General features: G+C 26.7%; 25 protein-coding genes. 14 read left to right on the top strand and 11 right to left on the bottom strand.

Annotation, left to right across the window (positions count from 1 at the left end):
* Positions 1–703 precede the first annotated feature (703 nt).
* From HL033_RS02345 to HL033_RS02325, 5 genes are all read right to left on the bottom strand, one after another.
* On the bottom strand, positions 704–1495 hold the full coding sequence (locus tag HL033_RS02345; RefSeq protein WP_246575202.1) for a HesA/MoeB/ThiF family protein: 792 nt from the start codon (positions 1493–1495) through the stop codon (positions 704–706).
* Between the two features lie 119 nt (positions 1496–1614).
* Positions 1615–2202, bottom strand: coding sequence for an orotate phosphoribosyltransferase (pyrE, locus tag HL033_RS02340; protein WP_218193709.1), 588 nt, complete (start codon positions 2200–2202; stop codon positions 1615–1617).
* A gap of 512 nt (positions 2203–2714) precedes the next feature.
* The gene (gene recA / locus HL033_RS02335; protein WP_218193707.1) at positions 2715–3785 is read right to left on the bottom strand and encodes a recombinase RecA; all 1071 of its coding nucleotides are present in this window, start codon (positions 3783–3785) and stop codon (positions 2715–2717) included.
* A 421-nt stretch (positions 3786–4206) separates the two neighbouring features.
* Complete coding sequence (locus HL033_RS02330) at positions 4207–4731, bottom strand: P44/Msp2 family outer membrane protein (RefSeq protein ID WP_218193706.1); 525 nt, start codon at positions 4729–4731, stop codon at positions 4207–4209.
* Between the two features lie 683 nt (positions 4732–5414).
* The gene (locus tag HL033_RS02325; protein ID WP_218193705.1) at positions 5415–5570 is read right to left on the bottom strand and encodes a hypothetical protein; all 156 of its coding nucleotides are present in this window, start codon (positions 5568–5570) and stop codon (positions 5415–5417) included.
* A gap of 538 nt (positions 5571–6108) precedes the next feature.
* Between HL033_RS02325 and HL033_RS02320 the strand changes: the two genes are divergently transcribed.
* On the top strand, positions 6109–7314 hold the full coding sequence (locus tag HL033_RS02320; protein ID WP_218193704.1) for a CCA tRNA nucleotidyltransferase: 1206 nt from the start codon (positions 6109–6111) through the stop codon (positions 7312–7314).
* On the opposite strand, the gene ndk is transcribed toward HL033_RS02320, so the two are convergent.
* Positions 7311–7730: a nucleoside-diphosphate kinase gene (gene ndk, locus HL033_RS02315; RefSeq protein ID WP_218193703.1), complete on the bottom strand. Its 420-nt coding sequence runs from the start codon at positions 7728–7730 to the stop codon at positions 7311–7313. The two genes, HL033_RS02320 and ndk, sit on opposite strands and share 4 nt — an antisense overlap.
* 279 nt (positions 7731–8009) lie before the next feature.
* Between ndk and HL033_RS02310 the strand changes: the two genes are divergently transcribed.
* The 5 genes from HL033_RS02310 (at position 8010) to secA (ending at position 14098) form a co-directional block, all read left to right on the top strand.
* The gene (locus tag HL033_RS02310) at positions 8010–8513 is read left to right on the top strand and encodes a helix-turn-helix domain-containing protein (RefSeq protein WP_218193702.1); all 504 of its coding nucleotides are present in this window, start codon (positions 8010–8012) and stop codon (positions 8511–8513) included.
* A gap of 309 nt (positions 8514–8822) precedes the next feature.
* Entirely contained in the window at positions 8823–9680 is an 858-nt protein-coding gene (locus HL033_RS02305) for a P44/Msp2 family outer membrane protein (RefSeq protein ID WP_218193700.1), read from the top strand.
* 197 nt (positions 9681–9877) lie between these two features.
* Positions 9878–10729: a P44/Msp2 family outer membrane protein gene (locus tag HL033_RS02300; RefSeq protein WP_218193699.1), complete on the top strand. Its 852-nt coding sequence runs from the start codon at positions 9878–9880 to the stop codon at positions 10727–10729.
* Between the two features lie 60 nt (positions 10730–10789).
* Positions 10790–11290 carry a hypothetical protein gene (locus HL033_RS02295; protein WP_218193698.1) on the top strand — a complete coding sequence of 167 codons (501 nt, stop codon included), beginning with the start codon at positions 10790–10792 and terminating at the stop codon, positions 11288–11290.
* Positions 11291–11500: 210 nt separating this feature from the next.
* The gene (secA, locus tag HL033_RS02290; protein ID WP_218193697.1) at positions 11501–14098 is read left to right on the top strand and encodes a preprotein translocase subunit SecA; all 2598 of its coding nucleotides are present in this window, start codon (positions 11501–11503) and stop codon (positions 14096–14098) included.
* Between the two features lie 452 nt (positions 14099–14550).
* On the opposite strand, the gene HL033_RS02285 is transcribed toward secA, so the two are convergent.
* The 4 genes from HL033_RS02285 to HL033_RS02270 all read right to left on the bottom strand — a co-directional run bounded on the left by HL033_RS02285 (position 14551) and on the right by HL033_RS02270 (position 18719).
* Positions 14551–16032, bottom strand: coding sequence for a UbiD family decarboxylase (locus tag HL033_RS02285; RefSeq protein WP_218193696.1), 1482 nt, complete (start codon positions 16030–16032; stop codon positions 14551–14553).
* A 45-nt stretch (positions 16033–16077) separates the two neighbouring features.
* Positions 16078–16893, bottom strand: coding sequence for a P44/Msp2 family outer membrane protein (locus HL033_RS02280; RefSeq protein WP_218193695.1), 816 nt, complete (start codon positions 16891–16893; stop codon positions 16078–16080).
* A 49-nt stretch (positions 16894–16942) separates the two neighbouring features.
* Positions 16943–17806, bottom strand: a complete 864-nt coding sequence (locus tag HL033_RS02275) for a P44/Msp2 family outer membrane protein (RefSeq protein ID WP_218193694.1) — start codon at positions 17804–17806, stop codon at positions 16943–16945.
* A 559-nt stretch (positions 17807–18365) separates the two neighbouring features.
* The gene (locus HL033_RS02270) at positions 18366–18719 is read right to left on the bottom strand and encodes a hypothetical protein (RefSeq protein WP_218193693.1); all 354 of its coding nucleotides are present in this window, start codon (positions 18717–18719) and stop codon (positions 18366–18368) included.
* A 354-nt stretch (positions 18720–19073) separates the two neighbouring features.
* Here HL033_RS02270 and ftsZ point away from each other — a divergent pair, with 354 nt between their 5' ends.
* From ftsZ to rplS, 8 genes are all read left to right on the top strand, one after another.
* The gene (ftsZ, locus tag HL033_RS02265; RefSeq protein ID WP_218193692.1) at positions 19074–20363 is read left to right on the top strand and encodes a cell division protein FtsZ; all 1290 of its coding nucleotides are present in this window, start codon (positions 19074–19076) and stop codon (positions 20361–20363) included.
* Between the two features lies 1 nt (position 20364).
* A complete protein-coding gene (locus tag HL033_RS02260) occupies positions 20365–20769 on the top strand; it encodes an EVE domain-containing protein (protein ID WP_218193690.1) in 405 nt (134 codons plus the stop codon).
* A complete protein-coding gene (gene ybeY, locus HL033_RS02255) occupies positions 20766–21218 on the top strand; it encodes an rRNA maturation RNase YbeY (protein WP_218193688.1) in 453 nt (150 codons plus the stop codon). Before HL033_RS02260 ends, ybeY begins: the two co-directional genes overlap by 4 nt.
* Positions 21219–21623: 405 nt before the next feature.
* Positions 21624–22418, top strand: a complete 795-nt coding sequence (locus tag HL033_RS02250; protein WP_218193686.1) for a ParA family protein — start codon at positions 21624–21626, stop codon at positions 22416–22418.
* Positions 22419–23258, top strand: a complete 840-nt coding sequence (locus tag HL033_RS02245) for a ParB/RepB/Spo0J family partition protein (protein ID WP_218193682.1) — start codon at positions 22419–22421, stop codon at positions 23256–23258. It abuts the gene before it with no gap.
* Positions 23259–24875: 1617 nt separating this feature from the next.
* The gene (gene rimM, locus HL033_RS02240) at positions 24876–25385 is read left to right on the top strand and encodes a ribosome maturation factor RimM (RefSeq protein ID WP_218193681.1); all 510 of its coding nucleotides are present in this window, start codon (positions 24876–24878) and stop codon (positions 25383–25385) included.
* Positions 25385–26077 (top strand): tRNA (guanosine(37)-N1)-methyltransferase TrmD, encoded by a 693-nt coding sequence (gene trmD, locus HL033_RS02235; protein ID WP_218193680.1) that lies wholly within the window; start codon positions 25385–25387, stop codon positions 26075–26077. The genes rimM and trmD overlap by 1 nt, the downstream gene beginning before the upstream one ends.
* Positions 26070–26444 carry a 50S ribosomal protein L19 gene (rplS, locus tag HL033_RS02230; protein WP_218194452.1) on the top strand — a complete coding sequence of 125 codons (375 nt, stop codon included), beginning with the start codon at positions 26070–26072 and terminating at the stop codon, positions 26442–26444. The genes trmD and rplS overlap by 8 nt, the downstream gene beginning before the upstream one ends.
* Before the next feature lie 307 nt (positions 26445–26751).
* Here rplS and HL033_RS04570 read toward each other — a convergent pair whose 3' ends face one another.
* The gene (locus HL033_RS04570; RefSeq protein WP_410522109.1) at positions 26752–26910 is read right to left on the bottom strand and encodes a P44/Msp2 family outer membrane protein; all 159 of its coding nucleotides are present in this window, start codon (positions 26908–26910) and stop codon (positions 26752–26754) included.
* Positions 26911–26977 lie beyond the last annotated feature (67 nt).

Below are 26977 nucleotides of genomic sequence, written 5' to 3'. Positions count from 1 at the left end.
ATTATTAAAAATATTGAGTTTGGGTACAATAAATATTTATTGTCCTAATATAAAAAATTTTAACAATATATTAAACAACTATAAATAGCTTACAACAATAGCCACTGTCCTTATTTTAATAACAAGCTATATACATTTATCTATTAATACAAACTTCATTATATTATAAAATACTAGTACATATAAAAACATTATACGCAATACTTTTATATTCATGAGACACACTATATTTTATAGCACCATCGATTCTCTCTATTACTCAATTAAAAGATATACCTCTTTTCTTGCACTTTAAGCACAGCATTTATAGATCTTTTTAATGCTAAATGTATTGTCAGAAAAATTTATAACAACTTTAATGGTTTTTGCTTTACATATGTTATAATATCTTTATAAACAAGGAAACTTATTAAGAGCAGAAGCATTTACTCTAAAATATGTACTTAATACCACAATTATTTATAGCTATAAACCGTAATGTATATATCACTTATAATAATCTTGCACACAAAACACTATTTATAATTGCACTGTATCAAAAAATACACTATCACTAGTAATACACTACTACATTAATGTATAATAATACTTTACATAAGCTTTCTTATACTAAAATTTGCAATACTTAAATAAGTACTATAGCACAATTATAGCGTATTAATTTTTTATACTATTAATAATTTATGTATTAAATTAAATATAATTAAAAATACAATTTACTTTCATAGTTATTTGCATCATATGGATCAACCTTCACATTATCTCCGCATGCTATACATGACTTATTTGCAATAAAATCATAGGTAACAAAACGATTATTTTCTAAATCTATTCTTAGCAATTTTCCAACCAAATTTGTAGATATATTTATCAGATGTTTAACTACTTCCATAGATATTATACTACCTACTACTCCAACAGTAGCACTCAAAATTCCTGCATTAGCACAATTCAAATTAACACTCATATGTCTATCTTCAAAAAAACAACGTAAACATGGCTTTCCATAAGGAGGAATTGTTAATACTTGCCCTGTAAATCCAATAGCTGCACTATGTATTAATGCTTTACCAATTAATACACATGCATCATTAAGAAATAATTTGATTGCTAATCTATCAGTACAGTCTATTACAAGATCAACGCTACTAAAAATACTTTCAAAATTTTTAGGTCCTACAAAAACATTTAACGCTTCAACTTCTATATCAGAATTAAATAGCTCCACAAATTCCTTAGACTTTAATACTTTACTACTACCTATATTATTCTCCCTATAAATTATTTGCCTATTAAAATTAGGCAACTGTATATTATCATTATCACATAATATAATCTTACCAATACCACTTGCAGCAATTAAAGGTATAACAATACTTCCTATACCACCACACCCAATAACTAAAACTTGACTATTTTTAAGACTTTTTTGCCCTTCTATTCCTATTTGAGGAATAATCATTTGCCTTATATAACGTTTTGCTTCCAATAACATATTCTATGCTATTACATTAAATTAAGCATTTGTAAGATGCCATATAATACCTTTATTTACACTACAAATAATATAATCAACCATCATTTTATAATTACATTATTATTTACTTATCAATACTACATAGTAAATCTACTTCCATGATATACTGCAGGTATTTGCTTCAAATCATCAGGAAGATTATCATCTGCATAATGTGGTATTTCCAATTCAAGCAAGCTTACAACAGGAAAAGGTATACTCAATCCATTATTATTACGCTTTACCATACTTAATTCACCAACTACGTTATCTTTCATATTACCAATACATTTTAATATTTCCATTGAAGACTTCCCTGTTGTAATAACATCCTCAACAATTAGGATTTTATCACTATATTTTATTTCAAATCCTCTACGCAACATAAATGCACCTTCTACCCGTTCAAAAAACACGAACCTAACTCCTAATTGTTTAGCAACTTCATATCCCACTACTATACCTCCAATTGCTGGAGAAATTACAAGATCGATATTCTGTGTAAGAATTTTATCCTGAGCTTTTCTTATTAAAAAGGTACATAATTCTTCACCAATTTTAGGATTCTCAAATAATTTAGCACATTGTATATATGTATCACTATGTACTCCTGAAGATAATATAAAGTGACCTTTCAATACTGCACCACTATTAATGAAGATACTTAACAAATTTTCACTTAACATATATTATGAAATATACCATATAAATAATTAATTATATATACAACGCAATTTGTTATTTTAAAAGTTTCTTCTATAATTTAATAACCCAGCACTTATCATACTACTTATTATGTAGTTTTTATTACTATCCTTCCCTTTAAGAGGAAAAATCAAGAATAGAATTTAAAGTAAATTAAAGAAACTTAATCAACAGCAAGACTAGATATACTTACATAAAATACAGATATATTCTTCACATTTGTCATTAAAAACTAACTACATTTTAAAATTATTAAATAATAAACCCTAATATTTAAGATATATATACTGACATTGACACCCCCTACTACAATAAGCTGAGGGAGGAAACAATAGAAGCGTTGCTAAATTAATATCAGAGTTAATAATATACATAGAAACTTTGCTATAGTAAAAAGTTGCATAAAAAAATTACTACAAGTACATTATGTAGATACAATGAGTAATATATCACTTTAAATCATTAGTATAATATAGTAGTTATAACAAATAAATTAAAAAACCTCTTCTGTCATTTGCTGCATAATATCAACACTTGCAATGTTATTCATAACATATTCATCTGCATTTTGTGATAAATAGTCTCTTATTTTTTTTTCTATCTCATCTGCAACATCAGGATTAGCCTTTAAATAAGCTTTAGTATTTTCCTTTCCTTGTCCCATTCTAGTAGAATTATAAGAATAATAAGAACCAGATTTTTCAATAAAATTGAATTTCACACCCATATCAATAATCTCACCAACTTTTGATATACCTTCATTATACATAATATCAAAATCAGCTTGTCTAAAGGGAGGAGCAACCTTATTCTTAACAACCTTTACCTTAGTCTGACTACCAATTACATTATCCTTATCTTTTATCGAACTAACTTTACGGATATCTAGCCTTACAGAAGTATAAAACTTCAATGCGTTGCCACCAGTCGTAGTTTCAGGATTACCATATACCATTCCTATTTTCATACGAATTTGGTTAATAAAAATAAGAATACAATTAGCCTTTGATACCACGGAAGTCAACTTGCGCAAAGCATGACTTAGTAATCTAGCCTGTAATCCCATATGCTGATCACCCATATCACCTTCTATCTCAGCTCTAGGAGTTAAAGCAGCAACAGAATCTATAACTATTACATCCATTGCACCAGAACATACTAAATATTCAACTATATGTAGAGCTTGCTCCCCCGTATCCGGCTGAGATACCACTAAATCACCGATATTTACACCAAGCTTACGTGCATACATTATATCCAAAGCATGCTCAGCATCAATAAATGCACAATTTCCACCCATTTTTTGGGCTTCTGCAATAGCATGCAATGCAAGCGTTGTCTTTCCTGAGCTTTCAGGCCCAAAAATCTCAATAATCCTACCTTTTGGAAATCCACCTATACCAAGAGCAATATCTAATGCTATGGACCCTGTAGGAATACTATCTATTTTTTCAATAGCGTGCTGCTTTAGCTTCATTATTGCACCACGCCCAAAAGCCTTTTCTATTTGACTAATAGCACTATCCAAAGCTTTTTGCTTATCAACATTAACATTGTTAGACATTAAAAACCACAATAAGAAGAAAAAAATAATATCCTGGAGAACCTATCTATATCTATATCAATGCCATACAATTGTCAACAAATTTAAGTAATGTCTTAATATAATTTAACATTAGCATAACTACTTAAACATAATATCTAAAACAGTATTGCATATAAAATGTATAAAACATAGTTATGTTCTATATCATAAGTATACCATATATGTAATAAGCTTAAGAATTATGTACATAATAATATTTCTATTATTCCACATTTATGCAATGTTTTAATATAAAGAGCATCAATAACGATATATTCTTTTAAAGATAAAAATTATATTTATCCAATAACATACAATTATGCTTTCATCAACAAATATAAATTGTATTACGTTTATAAAGAATTTGCTTTAAGACTTAGGCCAAGGATAGCTTTAATATCTAGAACATTATAATGATCAAATATTTATTATGGTTCTCATTCTCCCCCGCCGCCGCATCATCTATCTCATCATTGTTAGCTTTTAATTTAGCAGCAGCAGCGAAATATTTATAAGCATTTTTAAGGGTACATTTATTAGAGTTTTTCAATTCAAAATTTTCAAAAGATCCTTCCAATTCAAGTCTAACACCATTAGGAGTAGAATAACCAATAAGACCACTAAAACCAGCAAAACTATTATTATAAGTAGGTTTATAAAATCCTTTAAAATTATCTGGTTTTTGTATAAATTTACTAACTTCTGATGGTACATTGTTTGCACCTGCTGGGTTTTCTGCAGCAGCATCTGCTTTAAGAGCAAGGATAGCTTTAATATCAATAGAATCAGCTTTTACTGATAGATCACCAATTACACCAATACCAGGTTTATATTGTCCTCCTATATAAAATCCATGATTGTTTACGTTATTACTACCTTCTGATCCTTTAACTTGTGCAAAAGAATAAAAAGGTATGAATGCCAATATTGTAGCTATTGAAACTTTTATGCATATGCTTTAAGGAACTTTATTCTTAATGGTACAAAATTTGAAATTCATTAATAAAATTTTTGAATTAAAAATTAACATCTAATAAAGTATAAAACCTATAAAACTGTCTTAGTATTTAATGAATTTATTATAATAAAATAATTGTCTTTTTTTGAAGAAAAGGGGAATATATAATATATATTATGTACTATCAATCTAAATATTTCTCTAATAGTTCTTTTACTTAACCAATATTGAATGCAACTATCTTAAGACTATAAGTAATATATAGATTGCATTTTTTTATAATTTAATGTACATTATCATCTAATGTAACAGCTTTCTTATAAAGTAACAAATAGATTACCAGTATAATATTAATGTGCATTATAATTCACAAAATAAGTGATATGAGTGTTTTTTACAATGTGATGTTGATTAATTTCTGTGAGCTACTATGTTATATGTTCCTGCATATAACTGTTAAATGTTTGTTGTTACTTATTGCTACGCAACAGATTTCTAATATATAGTACAAGAACAAGGTCAGTTCTTTATAGTCTTGTATTTTTTGGGATGTTTTAATTAAAACTCTATAAATATAATAAACAAAACCATATTAAATAATGTATACTAATTACAGTGACGCATCATTACTTTAATTTATAACTATGTAATTACCAATTCGCAAAATAATAAAACGCAATATTTTTTGTATTATAAATACCTGGTATTTGTAAGGATATTTTATCTGTTCCATGACTTTTTATTGATATTTCCTTAGTACCAGATGTATCCAATCTGCGCTGTATATTACTAATATAGCTAGACATAACATATAGATATAATAGACTTAATAAAATACATTTTTTCTCTAGACTAGTATTTATAGCTTCTAAACATGCAATATAGAAATAAAAGTGTGAAAACTGTGGTTTATTATAGGATTTTTAAGGTTAAGCATTGTCATGTTTTTTCCCCTAGAATAATCTTATAAATATTTCTAATATATAGTACAAGTAGATTCCTTTTATTAAATAAAGTTGACGGTAGTTTCATAATTTAAAAATAACAGTACAACTTAACACTTTGCTATTTAAACATAGCTGGTTTATTAACGGATTAATAATAAAATTATTAAATTTTTCAAAGAAATTAATAAATTTTTTCACGAATACGAAAAAGATTTTATTCCCTATAAAGGAATTTTATAAATCAGTTATACACACAAATACGTGTACTATTCACTGATCATAGTTTCCTATCACATGATATTATGTTGCTTTTTATTTTACTACATTAAACAAAATCAATTTTATAGTTATCTTAAAATAGATTTGCTATTATTAAATTTGTTTCAAGTAAAAATAAATGATCTCTAAACTCATACAAAATCCTAATGTTCTTTTAATAATAAATGCTATAGAAAAATTTGATGGAGAGATAAGGCTTGTTGGCGGATGTGTAAGAGATAGTATAATTAATAAAAAGTTTACCGATACTGATTTTGCAACCACTCTAACCCCTAATGAGACAATACAAGCCTTAAAATCTTCACATATAAAAGCAATTCCTACTGGTATTAAACACGGTACTATTACTGCTATAGTTAATAATATACCATACGAAATAACAACTCTAAGATCTGATACAAAATGTGATGGAAGACATGCAAATGTAAGTTTCACTAATAATTGGGAAGAAGACGCAAAAAGAAGAGATTTTACTTTCAATGCCTTATATTGTGATAAAAAAGGAAAAATATATGACTACTTTTCTGGAATTCATGACCTAAACAATCAAACATTAAACTTTATAGGTAATGCAGAAAAACGTATCAATGAAGATTTTCTTAGAATATTAAGAGCATTTCGATTTCATGCAATGATATGCAGTGATAGTCAAATGCAAAAAAACATTATAGAATTATTTAAGAAATATTCATATACTATAAAAAAATTATCTAAGGAAAGAGTAAGAGAAGAATTTTTAAAACTTTTATCATATAATAATATATCAACTACATTACAAATAATGCAACAATGTAACATTTTAGAGCAAATTCTCCCTTATAATATATCTCTTAATATATTATCATCACCTTTATTATACCACAATCCTCCTATAGTAAAGCTATCAGCTTTATTGAGAACAGTAGAAAATAATTGTGTGATAAAAATGTCAGAAAATATCAGTAATGTTTTACGATTATCGAATAAACAAAAAAAGACCCTACTTATTCTTACAACAAATAAGCTACCGATACCCTTATCAATAAATAATCAAAAAAAAAATATCAGTAAATTCGGATTGGAATTATATTGTCATTTAATAACAATTAGTCATGCAGAAGCAGGTAACACATATAATGAATTATCTCCATATATTAACATTGCAAACAATTTTACAATCCCTAAGTTCCCTATATCTGGAAATGATTTATTAAACATAGGCTATAAAAAAGGCAAAACCTTAGGACAAACGTTAAATATAATAAAACAAACCTGGGAAAATAGCACATATCAACTAACAAAAACACAACTTTTATCATTTGCTAAAGATATGTTACAGCATTAATATAAAATTTCACATTCAGGGAAAAAAAATTGTATTTCTCTTTCAGCATTTCCTAGATTATCAGATCCATGGACACAATTAGCATCAATACTTTCAGCAAAATCTGCTCTTATTGAGCCAGGTCTAGCTTTTTTTGGATCAGTTGCACCTATAACTTCTCTATATAAAGTCACGGCTTTTTCTCCTACCAATACCTGCACTATTACTGGCCCTGATGTCATAAAACTTATCAAATCAGAAAAGAAAGGCTGTTCTTTATGTATCTCATAAAACTTTTTAGCTTGATGTTGAGTTAATAAACACATTTTCTGCGCGACTATCTTTAGCCCTGCCTGCTCTATATAAGAAATAATATTACCCACAATATTACGCTTAATTACATCAGGCTTCAATATAGATAGTGTTCTCTCCAGCACTTAAATTACCTTATTTACTATTTTTTAATGCTAACATAAGGTATTATTTGCATCAAGAAAATTTTTTTATATCAAAAACCTATATTTTAGTAATTAGTATTTATTATTACAGAAATACAAAACAACATTTATGATCAAAACATTTACTTGTAATTTTATTTCCAATTTAGCATACTCTTTATAGTTTTATTATTATATAACATGCATAAAATAACTGTTGCATTACAATAATGTATGATTTATCCTAAGTAAATAATCATAACACATAGGATAATATTTATGATATCAGAAACGCAAAATTCTAATTCTAATAATAACGAAGAAAAAACAAAACCTCATCCTGTTGATCAATATGTAGGACGAGAAATAAAAAAACAACGCATTATTAGAGGAATGAGTCAAAACCAACTTGCTAGTAAATTGGGCATTACATTTCAACAAGTTCAAAAATATGAAAAAGGAACAAATAGAATAGTTATCAGTAGACTATATGAGCTTACAAAAGTTCTGGGTATAGGAGTCATGGATGTAATATCAAAATTACAAGTAAATATTAATCAAAATATCTCAGACAACAATGAAATATCTAATAATATTTTAAAAGATAACAATGAAAGCTTCATACCAGAATTTAATAATGATAATACAATTGATAGTAAAGAAATACTAATGCTTGTAAGAGCATATATTTGTATTAGAAATGATAAAATTCGTAATGTAGTTTATAATTTAGTAAAATCGTTGTCCGCGGAAAACAATGAAGAAAAAGATATTCAACTTTAACTTTGAATAATAAATAAACATGCTAATAACGGAAGGGAAATAATATCATTGTAAGTATATCATAAAATACTTTAAATATTAACTAATATTTGATTAAATTACATTAATTAGCAATACATTTTAATATCATTAAAAAAATTTTTTTGACTATTAAAATCAGCTCCCTAGCCAAAAATATAGATAACCTGCATTTAGATAAAAATTCCCTTCCAAAATAATTTGATACTTATTTAGCAATATACTTATAGCGATTATAATAATTTTATGTATAATCTTTTAGTGCTCAGCAATATATTTAATAGTTTAGTTATGAATTATCTAGCGTATATTATGAATCAGGAAAAAATCTTTACTATAATTTTTACAATTTTATTTTTTGTATCATGCAAGTCTTATGCTTCACCTAACCCTATTGATTTTTCAACAGACAATGAGAGTTCTGGATTTTATATAAGTGGACAATATAAGCCAAGCTATCCTTATTTTAAAAATTTTATTGTTATTGAAGCAGAAAATAAGCCCTTAATACTATTTGCCGTAAAAAAAGATGCAAGTGAAAAATTACCTTTAAATTCTAAAGACAACTTTAAAGATAAATATGATCCTATTTATAACCCTAATTTTAAAGGATATTCATTATCTATCGGCTATTCAGTAAGTGGACCACGCATAGAAATTGAAGGCTCTTATGAACAATTCTTAATTGATAATACAATATATAAAAATCAAGAAAATGCTAAGTATTTTGCATTATCCAGATCTGAAACTATTAGTGACAGTGATGACTGTAATTACGTTACTGCAGAAAATAATGGAATCAGTATATATTCATTAACTGTGAATACATGTTATGATCTAATTACAATAGGAATACCGATAGTACCAAACATATGTGTTGGTATTGGAGGTAGTGTAATTAATTTTCTTACATTAACTAACCTTCAATTATCATACCAGGCTAAAGCTGGTTTGCAATATTTTTTATCCCCTAAAGTAATAATGTTTATTAATGGATATGCTCAAAAATTATCAAATACCAATTTCAAAAATATTCCCGTAGAGTATAATAACTTTAATCTTAAAGACAATCCTAAGCATATCTCTCCTAGCGCTAAGTTTGATATTAATTTTTTTGGCCTTGAGTGTGGCATGAGGTTTATATTTTAGCCATTTTTTATAAAATTAACTTTAGTAAACAATATTAAGGCACCTTGTACGTAACATAATTACCACATTTTTTAAACAAATGATTAAAATTTATTTTAAATTGTAAAAATAAGTCATTAACTCTCTTGACTTAATTCTTTTTTAGTCATATTTATTGTTACGTATAGCATTGTATTAAAGCGAGGGTTGTTATTTATATGGGTTGTAAAACTTTTTTTGCTATAAAAGTTACGTTAGTGGCATTACTATTTTCAAGTTGTGCTTCATCAAGTACTTTATTGTATAGTTCCTCGTGTAATAATGTTAATAGTAATGTAATTATAGATAGGGCATATATTTATGCGCAACATAGGTTAGGGGTTCCACAGTTTAGAAAATTTAGCATTGAAGAAATGTTGTACCCTACCTCAAATGTTATGGGTTTAAGTAAGTCCTTTACTGGTAATTTATCTGTAAGTAATATGTTTAATGGTAATGGCACCAACCCTTTTACTAGTGATTATGTTCCTACTTACAATATAAGTAAGGTTAGTTTTGGAGGCGGTATTGGTTATTTAGTAAAGGAATATTTAAGGTTAGAGCTGGAAGCTTTTTATGAAAGTTTTGATCTTAATGATGATGATTACTTACATAAGGACTACAAGTACTTTGCCCTAATAAGACATGATAATAAAAAAGTAATAATAGAGAATCAAGGTTTAAAATCTGGTTCAATTTTATTAAATGTTTGTTATGATGCTTTAAATTCAACATTAAAGCAATATAATATATTCCCTTATTTTTGTGCAGGTGCTGGGGCAGGTTTAGTAAATTTCTTAGATTCTAACTCTGTAAAGTTAGCTTATCAAGGTAAGTCAGGTATAAGTTTTATTATAAATTCTCATGTCGTTATATCTCTTGGAGCTTATTATCATGGTGTAATAGGTAATAGGTTTAGTAATTTACCTACAATGCACAAGGAGGATTTAAATGCAGGCAAGGTATTTGCTGAGTCTACACTTAGTATTAGTTACTTTGGTACTGAATTTGGAGTTAGGTTTAATTTATAAGGAATACTTTATGAGATTTTTTAATTATAGTGTGTGTTAGGTTTGGGTTTAGTTAAAGTTATGGTATTTATTCCTTTTGTGTCTTTTTTTACTAATAAAGCAATAAGTCATTATCAGTTAGAGGTTCCTTGTGTTATTAAGGACTTTGCATTAAAGGGTGTTATTAGTAATTTTTATAATATGTTTTATATTATAAAATCTAATGATAAAGCAATTTCTTTTACTCTGAGTAAAGAAAAATATTATCTTTTAAAGAATAGCGTCTTGAAAGTTTGTATATGGCATCCTCTTAAGATAATAAAATATTTCCTAGGGTTTTTTAGCTCAAAGCTTCGCAAAAGCTTCGAGCTAAAAAACCCCAAACTCTGCTTATTAAGTAACGACAAACATTCCACCACTACATTGCAGGAACATATACACAGATTCTTAAATTACATCAAACATAAAGTAACAAATATTGCTAATTACCTTACACTTAACAACAATAAAATTAACAATAAACATACAAATAAAGCCATTCAAATTGGCAATACATTCAACATTAAATTTATATTTATTTAGGAGACATAATTATGAACTACAAAAACATATGCATAAAAGTTTCAATAGCTACAATATTGGCATTCATACCTTTCTATTGATATTAAAGCTATCCTTGCTCTTAAAGAAAGTGCTACTGCAATTTATGTAATTCAGAAAATTTAACTAAATTTAATTGTAATTTTTGAAATTTATCCATATAATTCTCAACTTATTATAGAATTCATCCTTATGCTAAGCATTATACAACGGCTTTTTAAGTCATCGCATTATAACTCTATAAAAGCTTTTCAAAAAATTGTATCGGAAATTAACGCAATAGAAAAGAGTCTAGAATCTATATCTGATGAATTACTATATGCAAAAACATCAGAATTTAAGGAATTATTAAAAAAAGGTAAAACACTTGATGATATTCTAGTTCAAGCATTTGCAGTTGTACGTGAAGCAGCAAAAAGAACCTTAAATATGAGACATTTTGATGTACAACTTATAGGTGGTATCACACTACATAAAGGGATGATTGCTGAAATGAAAACAGGTGAAGGTAAAACATTAGTAGCAACATTAGCTGCATATCTTAATGCTTTAGAAGAAAATGGTGTTCACATAGTAACAGTTAACGATTATCTAGCAAAACGTGACTCTGAGTGGATGGGAAAATTATATAAAGCATTAAACATAACAGTAGGATGCATTACCAGTAATACAAGCGATGAAGAAAGAAGAAATGCCTATAAATGTGATATCCTATATTCAACAAATAATGAACTTGGATTTGATTATCTGCGTGATAATATGAAATTTACCAGAGATGAAATGGTACAAAGAAGTTTTAATTACGCAATTGTTGATGAAGTGGATTCTATATTAATAGATGAAGCAAGAACACCATTAATTATATCAGGGCAGATAGAACAAAATAATGACATATATAAACAAATAGATAAGTTAATATACAACTTAGAAGATGAAGATTATGAATTAGATGAAAAAAATAAATCTGTGTTTTTAACCGAAAGTGGTACTACAAAAATTGAGAAACTATTACTATCTCATCAATTAATTTCTGCTGATTCAGCTTTATATGATACTAGCAACATTGTAATGATGCATTACATTAATCAAGCATTGCGCGCACATAAATTGTTTTTTATCAACAAGGATTATATAGTTAAAAATGGAAATGTAATTATAATTGATGAGTTTACAGGCAGAATGATGGAAGGCAGAAGATACTCTGATGGTCTACATCAAGCTTTAGAGGCAAAAGAAAATTTAAATGTTAATAACGAAAATCAAACTTTGGCATCTACTACCTTTCAAAATTATTTTCGTATGTATAAAAAACTTGCAGGTATGACAGGTACTGCATCAACTGAATCTGAAGAATTTTGGGGTATCTATAGATTACAAGTTATACAAATACCAACTAATGTTCCAATAAAAAGAATAGACCTTAATGATGATATATATTCTACAGAAGAAGCAAAGTTTAATGCAGTAATTGATTTTATTATAGAATGTCACAAAAAATTACAACCCGTATTAGTAGGCACAATTAGTATAGAAAAATCTGAAATTTTGTCAAAGCTGCTTACAAAAAAGAAAATAGTACACTCTGTATTAAATGCACGTTATCACGAACAAGAAGCATATATTATTGCTCAAGCTGGCAAACCTGGAGCTGTAACTATAGCAACAAATATGGCTGGAAGAGGTACAGATATTCAGTTAGGTGGTAATGCTGAAATGTTAGCAAAAACAGAATTAGCTAATATTTCGAATAAACAAGAAAAAGAATTGAAATACAAACAACTTGTAGATCAAGTAAAACAAGATAAGCAACGTGTTATAGATGCTGGAGGACTATGCATAATCGGTACAGAAAGACATGAAAGCAGAAGAATTGATAATCAACTACGTGGGCGCTCAGGTAGGCAAGGAGATCCTGGCTTATCTAAATTTTTCTTATCGCTAGATGATGATTTACTTAGAATTTTTGGATCTGATAGAATAAAAAATATACTCCAAAAACTAGGAATGAAAAAGGATGAAGCCATTCAACATAAATGGATTAGTAAAGCTATTGAAAAAGCTCAATATAAAGTTGAATCAAGAAACTTTGATATTCGGAAATCTTTATTAAGATTTGATGATGTAATTAATGAACAACGTAAAGTTATTTTTGAACAAAGAACTAAAATTCTAGATAGTGAATCATATGATTTATCCTCTATATATCAAAGTTTAAACCAAGAAATAATTAATAGTATTATACAAGAAAAATATTGTAATTTAAGTAAAGAAACAATAGAAATTTTATCATCCGAAATTACAAAAATATATGGCGTTAACATCGATATTAACAAGATAAACACTTTTGAATTAAAAGATCAAATAATTGACTATCTCAATAATGTTGCTAATGATTTACTTTTAAATAAAGCTCAAATATTTACAAAATATCATGAAAATCTATGGAATTTTGCAGTTAAAAAAGTAATGATGATGTCTTTAGATTATCTATGGAGAGAACATCTTTCAGCATTAGACTGCTTGAAGTGTGGTATTAACTTACGATCCATAGCACAAAAAGATCCATTAAACGAATTCAAAATAGAAGCATTTTCTATGCTTCAAACAATGTTAAGTAAGTTTTATGAAATGATAATACAAAAACTATCACACTTAGAATTGAAAAATGAAGCTCCATTAAAAAGTCAATTTCTTGTTAATTATAGTTCTTTTTTTAATAAAGTATCACGTAATGAAAAATGCCCTTGCGGATCTGGTAAAAAATATAAACATTGTCATGGATATCAATAAGCAGCAACATAACAATATAACTGTATATTAAAACTTAATGGTATACATTGTAAATTGTTTAGCTAAATATTAAAAGAATACCTAAAAAACTTATATGTATATATAGCAAGCATTAGTATGAAATTATATTTATCCAATAACATACAATATATGCTTTTATCAACAAATATAAAATGCATAAAAATGTATTACAATTTTATAAAGTTCAAAAATATAAAGCTTATATTTTTAATATAATAAGATTAGTGTAATAGTAAGCATAATACAATTCATCAATAATATCTTAAAACTTATAACTTTTAAAATAAAATACTAAAGTATCATCACATAAAACATCATTTAATACACTAATATATGCTTTTGTTAAACATATATCAGTATTTTACTTTATAATGAAAAAAATGGTAACTGAATAATGTATTTATTACTATTAGTAATGTTTTTACTTCAACTTATAGTCCATATTTAGACCATTTACTTGTAACTTTTTCTATTATTTCTTCTGTCATTTGTATAGGTATACCCCAATCTCTAGAGGTTTCTGGATAAATTTTATTAGTTGCATCAAGCCCAACCTTACTTCCTAATCCATCTTCAGTAGAGGCAAAATCTAAGTAATCAATAGGAGATCTTTCAATAAAAGTCATATCTCTAATCGGATCCATTCTTGTAGACATAGCCCAAATTACTTCTTTCCAATCTCTAATATTAATATCATCATCCACAATTATTACAAATTTTACATATAAAAATTGTGTTAGAAAAGAAAAAATACCCATAATTATTCTTTTAGCATGTCCAGGATAAGATTTTTTTATGGATACTACAGCCATTCTATAAGAACATCCTTCTGGAGGTAACCAAAAATCTACTACTTCTGGATACTGAGACATTAATATTGGTATAAATATTTCATTTAATGCTTCCCCTAAAACAGATGGCTCATCAGGTGGTTTACCTGTAAAAGTACTTAAGTAAATGGGAGATTTTCTCATTGTCATAGCAGTAACATTAAATTTAGGAAATTTTTCTACAGTATTATAATACCCTGTATGATCACCGTATGGACCTTCATCACCATATTCATTTAAACTTACAAATCCTTCTAACACAATTTCAGCATTTGCTGGGACTTTTAACGGTACTGTAATGCAATTTGTCAAATATAAAGATTTCTTACGTAATAATCCTGAAAACTGGTATTCAGAAAGAGTTTCAGGAATTGGCGTAACAGCAGCAATTATTGTTGCAGGATCAGTACCTATAACTACTGCTACTGGAAAATCCTTTATGTAACCTTGTTGTTTCCATCGAGAATACTGTCTCGCTCCTCCACGATGCTTTAACCACCGCATTAAAGTTGTATTTTTATTAACAACTTGCATACGATATATTCCTAAATTAAAGCTATCATCCTTAGCCTTTGAAGGACCATGTGTTACAACAATAGGCCATGTAATAAGAGGTGCTGGCTCTTGTGGCCAACAAGTCTGTATAGGAATTTTATATAAATCTACTTCTTTTCCCAATAAAACTACTTCTTGACAAACAGCATTATTAATTGTCTTAGGAATGGTAGTCATTAAGTCTTTCAATAAAGGTACCATCTTTAAAGCATCTTTAAATCCATGTGGTGGTGTAGGAGATCTTAAATACGCTAATAAATTACCAACATCCTTTAATTTATTACGCGTAATACCAATTCCTGCAGCAATTCTTTCAATAGTACCAAAAAGATTAACTAAAACAGGCATAGAACTCTTATTATGAGAAGTAATCACATTTTCAAAAATAATAGCTGGACCTTTATTTCTTATAACCCTTCTATGAATTTCTGTAATCTCTAAAAAAGAAGATACCTGCTCTTTAACTCTTATAAGATCAGAGCTTTTTTCTAAATCACTAATAAAACCCCTTAAATCCTTATATGACATTAAATTATATACATAAAAAAACCTATAACTTTTTTATAACTATTATTATAATGTTAATCTTAAGCCTAATTCTGCTCCAAAATAAGCTGTATTTAAATGTGCTGAAGCATCTGTAATTTTAGGATCTGATGACACAGTAACATTGTAAAAAGGTATCCTTCTATATTCACTTCCTGAAATTCCGTGATAATAAGCTCCACAAAATACTACAATATTAGAACTAGTATAATAATTCATACCAAACTTAGCTTGATAAGTAAATTTAGGTTCATTCACTTTTAAAAAAGAAACATTTTCAATACCAGCACCCACACACATGTAAGGAGATAATACTCCTTCACTACGCATAACATCGTAACAAATATTAACTATTCCTGATTTAAAAGAAATACCTTCATTTTTTAATACAACAAAATCACTAGCATTTTCGCTTCCATTACCATTTTGTTTTCGCCCTAAAGAAAAATATTGATGACTATTAAATTTATATTTTCCTCTACTAGGATTAAAATGTTCTAAAGTTCCTTCAACTTCTATTCTTAATTTATTAGAATAATTGTACCCAACTGAAAGGGCGGCACCTAGAAGATTATTATCATAATAAATATCGAATAAATGACGATTAAAATACTTTTTTTCTGTAGGAATCATTAAATAATAACTTACAGGAAGACCTTTTAAACCTGGATAAGTAACTCCTGGCATTGTTTCACGAATAGAAAAACCACTAAATAATGAAATTCCTGGCTTATATTGACTACTAATATAAAAATTTCTACTAAAACTTTGAGAGAAGGATTTAGCAGATAATACCACAGCTACAACAAATATAACTAAACAAGTGTAATTTTTATAACCCATCTTTAAACCTATAATAATATAGAGCAAATAACATTTTGATACTAATATTTTATAACATAAATCTTATTCCAAGACTTACCCCCATATATTTAATATCAGCACTAACACTAGCACTAGTAACTTGAGGAGCATCTTTTAATTTCCCATAAACTATGGTTTTTAAATAATCAAACCTATTTCCTATAACATCATGATAATATGTATGAACAAAAGCTATCATATTTGGTGCTATTTTATAGCTTAAACCAATCTTGCCTTGATAACTGAATTTCATTCTTACAACATCAAACATACTTATAAAATCTCCTCCTGCACCAGCACACAAATATGGTACAACCCGATTATACTCTGAAACAATATCATAGCACACATTAAAAGTAAAAGATGTATCCGCTATTCCTTTATTTTTCACAATAATATAATTTACTCCAGATGTGTCAATAGACACATTATCTCCACGTACTAAAGCCACAATCCGCCTATTTTCTTTTTCTGCATATTTACCATCATCTAAAACATCAGAATTTTCATAAGAACATTCGAGCTCCATTCGAATATTATTTCTTGAATATCCAATAGAACCTGCAAAGTTTAAATAACCTCTATCAAAAACAGTAGGTTTATATTTGTTAGAAAATCCTGTACTTCGTAAATCAGTAAAATTTTTAAATTCTTGAGAATCGTGTTTTAACTGAAATCTTGTCTTAGTTTTAGTTACATTATTATCAATAGACATTTCACTAATTGAAAAACCTTCAACATCAAAAAAACCTATTTCATAGCTACCATTAATATAAAAATTACCTTGACTTAAACTCTTCACACTATCAATGGAAAAGGCTTGTAAAGGTAATACCATTGTTACCAATAAATAAACTGCTAAAAAGCTTTTTTTTATATCACTAATAATCATAAAACACACTCTGAATATACCCAATAATGTAAAATTCAATATAACACTTATAAAATTTTCCTTTAAGCTCATTTTACTATGCCTTGAATTACTAAACTTAAAAAAGTACTTAACAAAATATACCTCAATAATACAAAAAGTATACAATAATGTTTACATTTATATATTAAATATTGCTAGGTAATAACTCAATATTAATTTTAAGTTGTATTAATACTACAAATTTACATTTTTATAATAGAAACATCTATTATATTTCTACTATGATGGTATTTCTTGTACACTTAATAATCTGGAAGAATTATTTTCCTTAAAGATAGTTACAATTAAGTATGACATTTTTAAATATATTTAAATAATAAAACTTGTAATATTGTTTTTTAAAACAAACTAAACTTGAATTTTAATAAAAAATCTTTTATAAGCTAATGATTTATAACTATCATTACTATAAGTATACCTTTAAGAACATCAATTTTTCGATTTGTTTTAAAATTAAATATTTTATAAATCTACCTTTTATATCAAAAATAAATACTATAACACTTAACATTTTTAATCAAATTATTAACTGTTGTAGCATTATTTTAATATTATTTTTCCTAGCTTCAGTATTGTAAAAAATAATGATATCACTTTTTCCTTTTTTCTCTTTGACTTTTAAGTCATCATAATTATATTCTACAATTTTTCCTATACTTATTTGCATATTATATGATTGATTGGCACATTTAATATTACCTTTAAAAGACTCAAATGCTCCTAAGCCACCTAATATCCATAAAATTTGGTCAAACGTAGCTATATCATTACTATTACTAATAAGATGTACTTTACCGCCATAAATGACATTATGATTACTAATATGATTATATTGATAGACTTCAATATAAAATAAACCATTTATATACATAATGCATCCTTAGATTAATATGCAACTTTAAAGTTAGTATTATAAATTTTTAGTTGCATATTAACAAGTTATAATAAGTAATCTGTATTTAATACTAAATATAGCATAATTAAGATAAGGTACAAAAAATAAATCAAGTTTTTACATAAATAAATCGCAAGGTTATTTTATCTTCTTTTGCTCTCTGTTATATTTTTTATATCAATAACCATGACATAGATACCAATACAAACATATAAAATCTTTCTAATTACTAAATATCCTTTCAATTTATAATAATACTATAATGAAAATATTTGCATATATCTCTTTAAGTAGTAATATGTTAAAATGAGCTGTGGTTAGTATATGAGTATGTCCTTAAACGTTTATTTACCAGATCAATCTCTACTAAGACCAAAAATTACAGTTCTTGGAGTGGGAGGTGCTGGGGGAAATGCTGTAAACAATATGATACAGTCTAATCTTAATGGAGTTAATTTTATAGCAGCAAATACAGACGCTCAAGCTTTAGAGTACTCTTTATCAGAAAAAAAAATCCAGCTTGGAATAAATCTCACAAAAGGATTAGGTGCGGGATCACTACCAGAAATAGGAAAAGGAGCTGCAGAGGAATCTATAAGTGAAATTATGGAAGAAATTTCTGATAGCAATATGTTATTTATCACAGCAGGTATGGGAGGAGGTACTGGTACTGGTGCAGCACCTGTAATTGCAAAAATAGCTAAAGAAAATAAAATTTTAACCGTAGGTGTAGTAACAAAACCTTTTCACTTTGAGGGTGCTCATCGTATGAAGATAGCGGATTTTGGATTGGAAGAACTTCAAAAATATGTTGATACTCTAATAATTATACCTAATCAAAATCTTTTTCGAATAGCAAATGAAAACACAACTTTTGCAGATGCATTTAAACTTGCAGACACTGTGTTACACACAGGTGTTCGTGGAATTACAGATCTTATGGTAATGCCAGGTTTAATAAATTTAGATTTTGCTGATATACGAGTAGTAATGAGCGAAATGGGTAAAGCTATGATGGGAACAGGTGAAGCAGATGGTGAAAATAGAGCCATAGCTGCTGCTGAGGCAGCTATATCAAATCCACTATTAGATAATATTTCTATGAAGGGGGCAAAAGGTATATTAATAAATATTACTGGTGGATTAGACATGACTTTATTTGAAGTAGATGCAGCTGCAAATCGTATAAGAGAAGAAGTCGACAATAATGCTAATATAATTTTTGGTTCAACATTTAATGAAAATAGTGAGGGAAAAATAAGAGTATCAGTTTTAGCAACAGGAATTGATAATGAAGAAGAATTTTTACAAAATCAAAAACAAACAGATCAGCAATCTACAAGTAATATGAGCTTTATTAACAATTACCTAAGTAACACACATGATGACTTAACTCCTAATCATAATATTGCTTATTATAACCCAGCTAATCCTGAAGATACAGAACTAATCAATAGTATTATATCTGAAAAAAAAGAAGAAAAGTCTCAAAAGAACATATTTAATAGAATGTCTGAAGCTATTCTTAATCAAAAACCTCATAGTTTAAAAACCAATAACCAAGATAATTCTTGGAATGAAGAAAAGTTTAACATTCCTGCATTTTTAAGAAAAAAATAAAATGGTTTTTTGGCTTTTAAAAACTGAGCCTCAGGATTTTTCGTGGAGTGATATGGTAAAATATCAAGTAACAGTATGGGATAATGTTAAAAATTACCAGGCTCAAAATTATATGAAAAAAATGAAAAAAGGAGATCTTGCTTTTTTCTATCATACAGGCAAAGAAAAATGCATTGTAGGGATTGTAGAAATATATAAAGAATCATATTATAACAATGATAGTAGGTTTAGTGTTATAGATATAAAAATATATTGTGCATTAAATAAAAAAGTTTATTTACATGAAATTAAAAGTAATCAGCATTTACAAAATATGACAATATTAAAACAATCACGGTTATCAGTCTCTCCTGTAACATTAAATGAATGGAAAGTAATTTTAGAAACTAGCGGCACTACTTTGTGATAAGCATTACAATACTTAGAAAAAAATGGTATAATGTTTTGAAAAAACCTAAAACTTATATCAAACAAGCAATTAATCTTTCTTTAAATTACTTAAACATATTAAAATACAATCCCATTATTTCCATTGTTTTAGCAGATGATATTTTACTACATCAGCTTAATTATAAATATAGAAAAAAAGATAAACCAACAAATGTACTTTCTTTTACATATGAAGCATTATCTTATAATTGTTGTTTGGGAGAAATATTTATTTCATTAGATACAATAATTAAAGAGTCTATTGAACTTGAAATTCCTGCAATAGATCATACAGCACATATGTTAATTCATGGATTACTTCACATATTAGGGTATGATCATAAAACATCAGAAGAAACTTCCAAAATGCAATCTTTAGAAATTATACTATTAGGTAAATTAGGAATAAAAAATCCGTATATTTAACATGAAATGTTCTTCAATTAAAATAAATACATCTATTTTATATACCTTCTTTTACAACGTATCATTTTTTATATAATTTTAGCATATTTAACATTATTTATATTATTACTTGATATTTTACTATGTCATTTCATAAAAAATCTTTAGGCTTAATTTTTAAAAGCAAAAAAACTAATAAATACTTAAATAAAAACTGAAAATTTTTATAATATCATATAATTAATATAGCAATTTTTTAAATCATCATTTTGAAATACTTTAATCATTTTTTTATGTTTAGTACACATAACAAACATATTAATGTTTCATGTGAAACAATATTGTTATGTATGCATAATATTTAAAAAACTAAGTGACATATTTTTACCATTTTATATAATTAATATTAGAGTTTGTAAGTTTTATATGTGTAAAGTTTTTGCTATAGTAAATCAAAAAGGTGGTGTAGGAAAAACTACTACAAGTATAAATTTATCTACAGCAATTGCTGTTATTAATAATCCTACATTACTTATAGATTTAGATCCTCAAGGAAACAGTAGTACTGGATTAGGTATATCACATAGTAAAAGAACTGTTACCTCATATGATGTATTAGTAAACAATGTACCTATTTCATCTTCAATATTAAATACTGATATACCAAATTTATCGTTATTATCATCAAATGTAGATTTATCAGCTGCAGAAATAGAACTAACACAACGAGAAAAAAGAGAGTTTATACTTAAAAAAGCTTTATCATCTATAAAAAACACATATAAGTATATATTTATTGATTGTCCTCCATCATTAGGATTACTGACAATAAATGCTTTAATTGCTGCAGATTCAGTAATTGTTCCATTACAATGCGAGTTTTTTGCACTAGAAGGATTAAGTCATTTGATGAAAACCATAGAATTAATAAAAAAACATTTAAATCCACATTTACAAATAGAAGGTATACTACTCACTATGTATGACAAAAGAAATAAATTAAACGAACAAGTAGAAAATGATATACGGAAATATCTTAAAGAAGTTGTATACAAAACTGTTATTCCTCGTAATATAAGATTATCTGAAGCTCCATCACATGGAAAACCATCTATAATATATGATTTTAAATGTGCAGGTTCGCAAGCATATATATACTTAGCTAAAGAAATATTAGATAAGAATAATCCTTATAAAAATTCAGTTAAAGGATATAAATAAATGGTAAAACGTTTAGGAAAAGGAATTTATGAATTAATAAGCGAAACAGCAAGCACTTACGCTCAAACTTGTACTCAGATGGTAACTATTCCTATTAATTCACTACATCCTAATACTTTACAACCCAGAAAAACTTTTGATCAAGAGACTCTAAAAGAGTTAGCAGAATCTATTATTAAAAATGGTATTATACAGCCTATTATTGTAAGAAAAGACTTTAATAAACAAGGATATGAAATTATTGCAGGTGAACGAAGATGGAGAGCAAGTATAATTGCAAAACTTACTTCTATACCAGTTATTATAAAAGATATTAATGATCAACAATGTTTAGAAATTTCGATCATTGAAAATATACAGAGACAAGATTTAACACTTATTGAGGAAGCAGAAGCATATAAAAATCTTATTGATACATTTTCTTACAAACACGAAGATTTAGCTCTAATAGTAGGCAAAAGTCGTAGCCATATCACAAATATGATTAGAATTTTATCGTTACCAATAAGTGTAAAAACAATGATTAACAATAAATTATTATCTTTTGGTCACGCAAGAGCTTTAGTAAATATAGCTAATGCAGAAGAAGTAGCAAAAAAAATTATATCTTTAAATTTAAATGTAAGACAAACTGAAACTATAATTAAGAATTTACAAACACCACATAAAAAATTACAAAAGAAAGAATCAATAATAAATCTAGAATGTTCATTATCTAAAGTACTTGGAGCAAAAGTTACAATAAAAAAATTAACTAACAAAGGACAAATTACTATTAATTTTAAAAATGATCAGCAATTTCTTACATTAACACAAAAGCTATATAATATACATTCTTAATACACGTAATCTTCTATTAAATATTATACGGTTATTATGGTTACAATTTATTAGTATTTATAAAAATATTTTTAATAATTATATAGTTTATTATAAAAAACTCTAATAAATGTACCCTTAAAAATGCTTATAAATACTTCGTGAATAACAGGGGTAATAAAAGTATTATCATGAGTAGCATGATAATACTTTTATTACCCCTGTTATTCATAAACCTATTAAATTTGCTAATCAAAATGCTCAAGCTGCTGATCATAATAAATTTACCGATGATCATGTGGCTGAAGCTAGTTTTGTATTATAATCTAGTGAATAGTTTATTTTTTTTGTATTCTAGTATAATTCAGTATTATATTCCAAACACAACACCTAGTGATTTATAAAATAATTATAAACAATATATTATACACTTAATATTAAGTTAGAAATTTTTATTGATATACAATAAGATATTAAATAAGCTTTGTATTAGAGTACTTACTAATAACATGGTCTATTGCTAATCCTATTACATCTGCTTTCATTATCATTCCAGGATCCCCTCCATAAGGTATATCATCAACTATTTTACATAATTTACTTTAAAAAAATGTTTTTAACATAATTTTTGTTTCAAATCACTTTAATACCAATTAAGATAGCAAAGTATATTTAGTGTCACGATTTATAAGCTATCAAATATATCATATAAGAATTAGGCTAGAACGCATTAATGCAATATATGTATTAATGCTAATGAAATTTTTAATTATAACAACCATATGAGCGATACTTTATCTTACTGCATAAGACGATTATGCTCTTCTATTAAAAAATATATGCTCTTCTTTACTCCAAACGAAGATTCTTATTTAAGATATATATACTGACATTGACACCCCCTACTACAATAAGCTGAGGGAGGAAACAATAGAAGCGTTGCTAAATTAATATCAGAGTTAATAATATACATAGAAACTTTGCTATAGTAAAAAGTTGCATAAAAAAATTACTACAAGTACATTATGTAGATACAATGAGTAATATATCACTTTAAATCATTAGCATAATATAGTAGTTATAACAAATACATGAATAAACTTGAAGTGATAATAAAAAAAACGCTTTTAAAATATTATTAAATAGATAAAAATCAAACCAATAAAAACTTAACGTAATATCTACTACAAAATGTTTCACGTGAAACGTATTATACATTAGTATTACAACTATATATAATTTTAATATACCTTTGATATTAAGTTATTTTTTTACAGGAATATATTTATTGGCTATTTCTGATTAATGTCGCGTTTGTATTGTCTACAAATTATTAAAGAAATAAAATATTATCCAATAATAGAATTAGCAACAGGAATATATTTATTGGCTATTTCTGATTAATGTCGCGTTTGTATTGTCTACAAATTATTAAAGAAATAAAATATTATCCAATAATAGAATTAGCAAAAAGTTACTTTTATTAGTAATATTAATTGAATCTTCTATCATCTTTTGACTAAAAATATTTTACATCCATTCTATAAGCATTAACTTATACTTATATAATTTATAAACTTGTAAAAAATAGTATTTTATTTAATATATTAATATCATATAAATTAAAATAACTTATTTATGACAAATGGTTTTATATGTATTGGTGTAATAACATCTCCTCATGGAATTCATGGTAATGTTAAAATAAAAATTTTTATTCAAGATATAATAAAATTTACTTCTTATATAACGTTAACAGATAAAATAAATACATATACTATTCGTATAGCATCTACTTTAAAAAACAATGTAATAGTCGCACAAATTCAAAATATCAATTCACGTACTGAAGCAGAAAAATTAAGAAACAAATATTTATATATGGACAAAGTAAAGTTACCACCTTTAAAAGAAGGTGAATTTTATCACGATGAATTAATAGGATTACAAGTTGTTTTTAGTGATAAAGTTCCATATGGATTTGTGAAAGCAATACATAATTTCGGATCATGTGACATCATAGAATTATCATTATTAAACAAAAAAAAATCTGTTATGCTTCCTTTTACAGAAAATGTTTTTCCAGATATTAACCTTAAGGAAGGATACTTAGTTTTAACTTTACCAGAAATCATAGGCAGTAAATAATGATTTTTAATATATTAACAATATTTCCACAAATGTTTCCTGGACCATTAAGTTATTCTATAATAGGAAAAGCTCTCAAGAAAGGTATTTGGTCACTTAATATTATAGATATAAGATCATTTGCACATGATAAACATAAAACTGTTGATGATAGACCTTATGGAGGAGGTCCTGGAATGATAATGAAAGCAGATGTAGTAGGACTAGCAATAGATCATGTCATTAGTAAGCACTCTAATACAAAGCTTATTTATATGTCACCTAGCGGGAAAACATTAACCCAGAATATTTCTAGACAAATTGTACATTTTACTAACATAACTATATTATGTGGTAGATTTGAGGGTATAGATAAAAGAATTTTAGATTTTTATAATTTTCAAGAAATAAGTATAGGAGACTATATATTATCTGGAGGGGAACTTGCTGCTATGGTATTAATAGATTCCTGTGTTAGACTTATTGCTGGAATAATTGGCAACACAGATAGTTTAATTGATGAAAGTTTTAATAATGGATTAGAATATCCTCAATATACTAGACCATCAACATGGATGGGTTTAGATGTTCCAGATGTATTATTGTCTGGTAATCATAAAAAAATAAAAGAGTGGCAAAAAAAACAATCTTATGATATAACAAAGCAAAAGCGTCCTGAATTAGTAAAGAAAAGTGGAGAAATACATGAATAAAATGCTTAAAGATTTCAATGATCAACAAATGAAGTTATTATCAAAAGCTATACCTGATTTTCGTCCTGGAGATACATTAAAAGTTACTATACGCGTTTCAGATGGGTTAACTGATCGCAATCAAACACTTGAAGGTGTATGCATAAAAAAAAGAAATAAAGGTCTTCATTCTTCTTTTACATTACGTAAAGTAAGTCATGGTGAAAGTATACAAATACAAATATTTCTTTTTTCTCCTACTTTACATTCTATTGAAGTGATTAAATTAGGAAAGGTGCGTAGAGCAAAGCTTTACTATATGTTAAGCTTATTCGGTAAATCCGCTAGAATAAAAGAACGTAATGATAAATTAAGAAAAACATCTTAATATAGATAGTAGTGTTTTTGCATATGCTTTATAGGTAATGCCTTTTAATTATCTATAATAGATAGAAAAATATCTTAAGCATTTGATTGATAACCATTAAGGAAGATACCTGTTCTTTGACTCTTATAAAATCAGAGATTTTTTCTAAATCGCTAATAAAAACCTCTTAGATCCTTATATGACATAAATTATATGCATAAAACCCCATCTAAATCTTACTAAAGTTGACCTTAAGCCTAATTCTGCTCCAAAATAAGCTGTATAAATGTGCTGAAACATCTATAATTTTATGTCTGTGACATGTGAACTATATAAAAAGGTATTCTTTATGTTCATTTTTTGAAATTCCGTGATAATAAACTCCAAAAAATATTCTAATATTAGAACTAGTATAATAATTCATATCAAACTTAGCTTGATAGGTATTTTTAGGTTCATTAGCTTTTAAAAAAGAGACATTTTCAATATTAGCACATCCATATATTATACAAAAACCAACAAATCTTAAGGAATTTTATAACCCTACTTATAAT

Source organism: Neoehrlichia mikurensis, assembly GCF_019186785.1.
GTDB classification, from domain to species: Bacteria; Pseudomonadota; Alphaproteobacteria; order Rickettsiales; family Anaplasmataceae; genus Neoehrlichia; species Neoehrlichia mikurensis.
The sequence above is the reverse complement of the archived record's forward strand: the minus strand, read 5'-3'. Positions and strand labels throughout refer to the sequence as shown.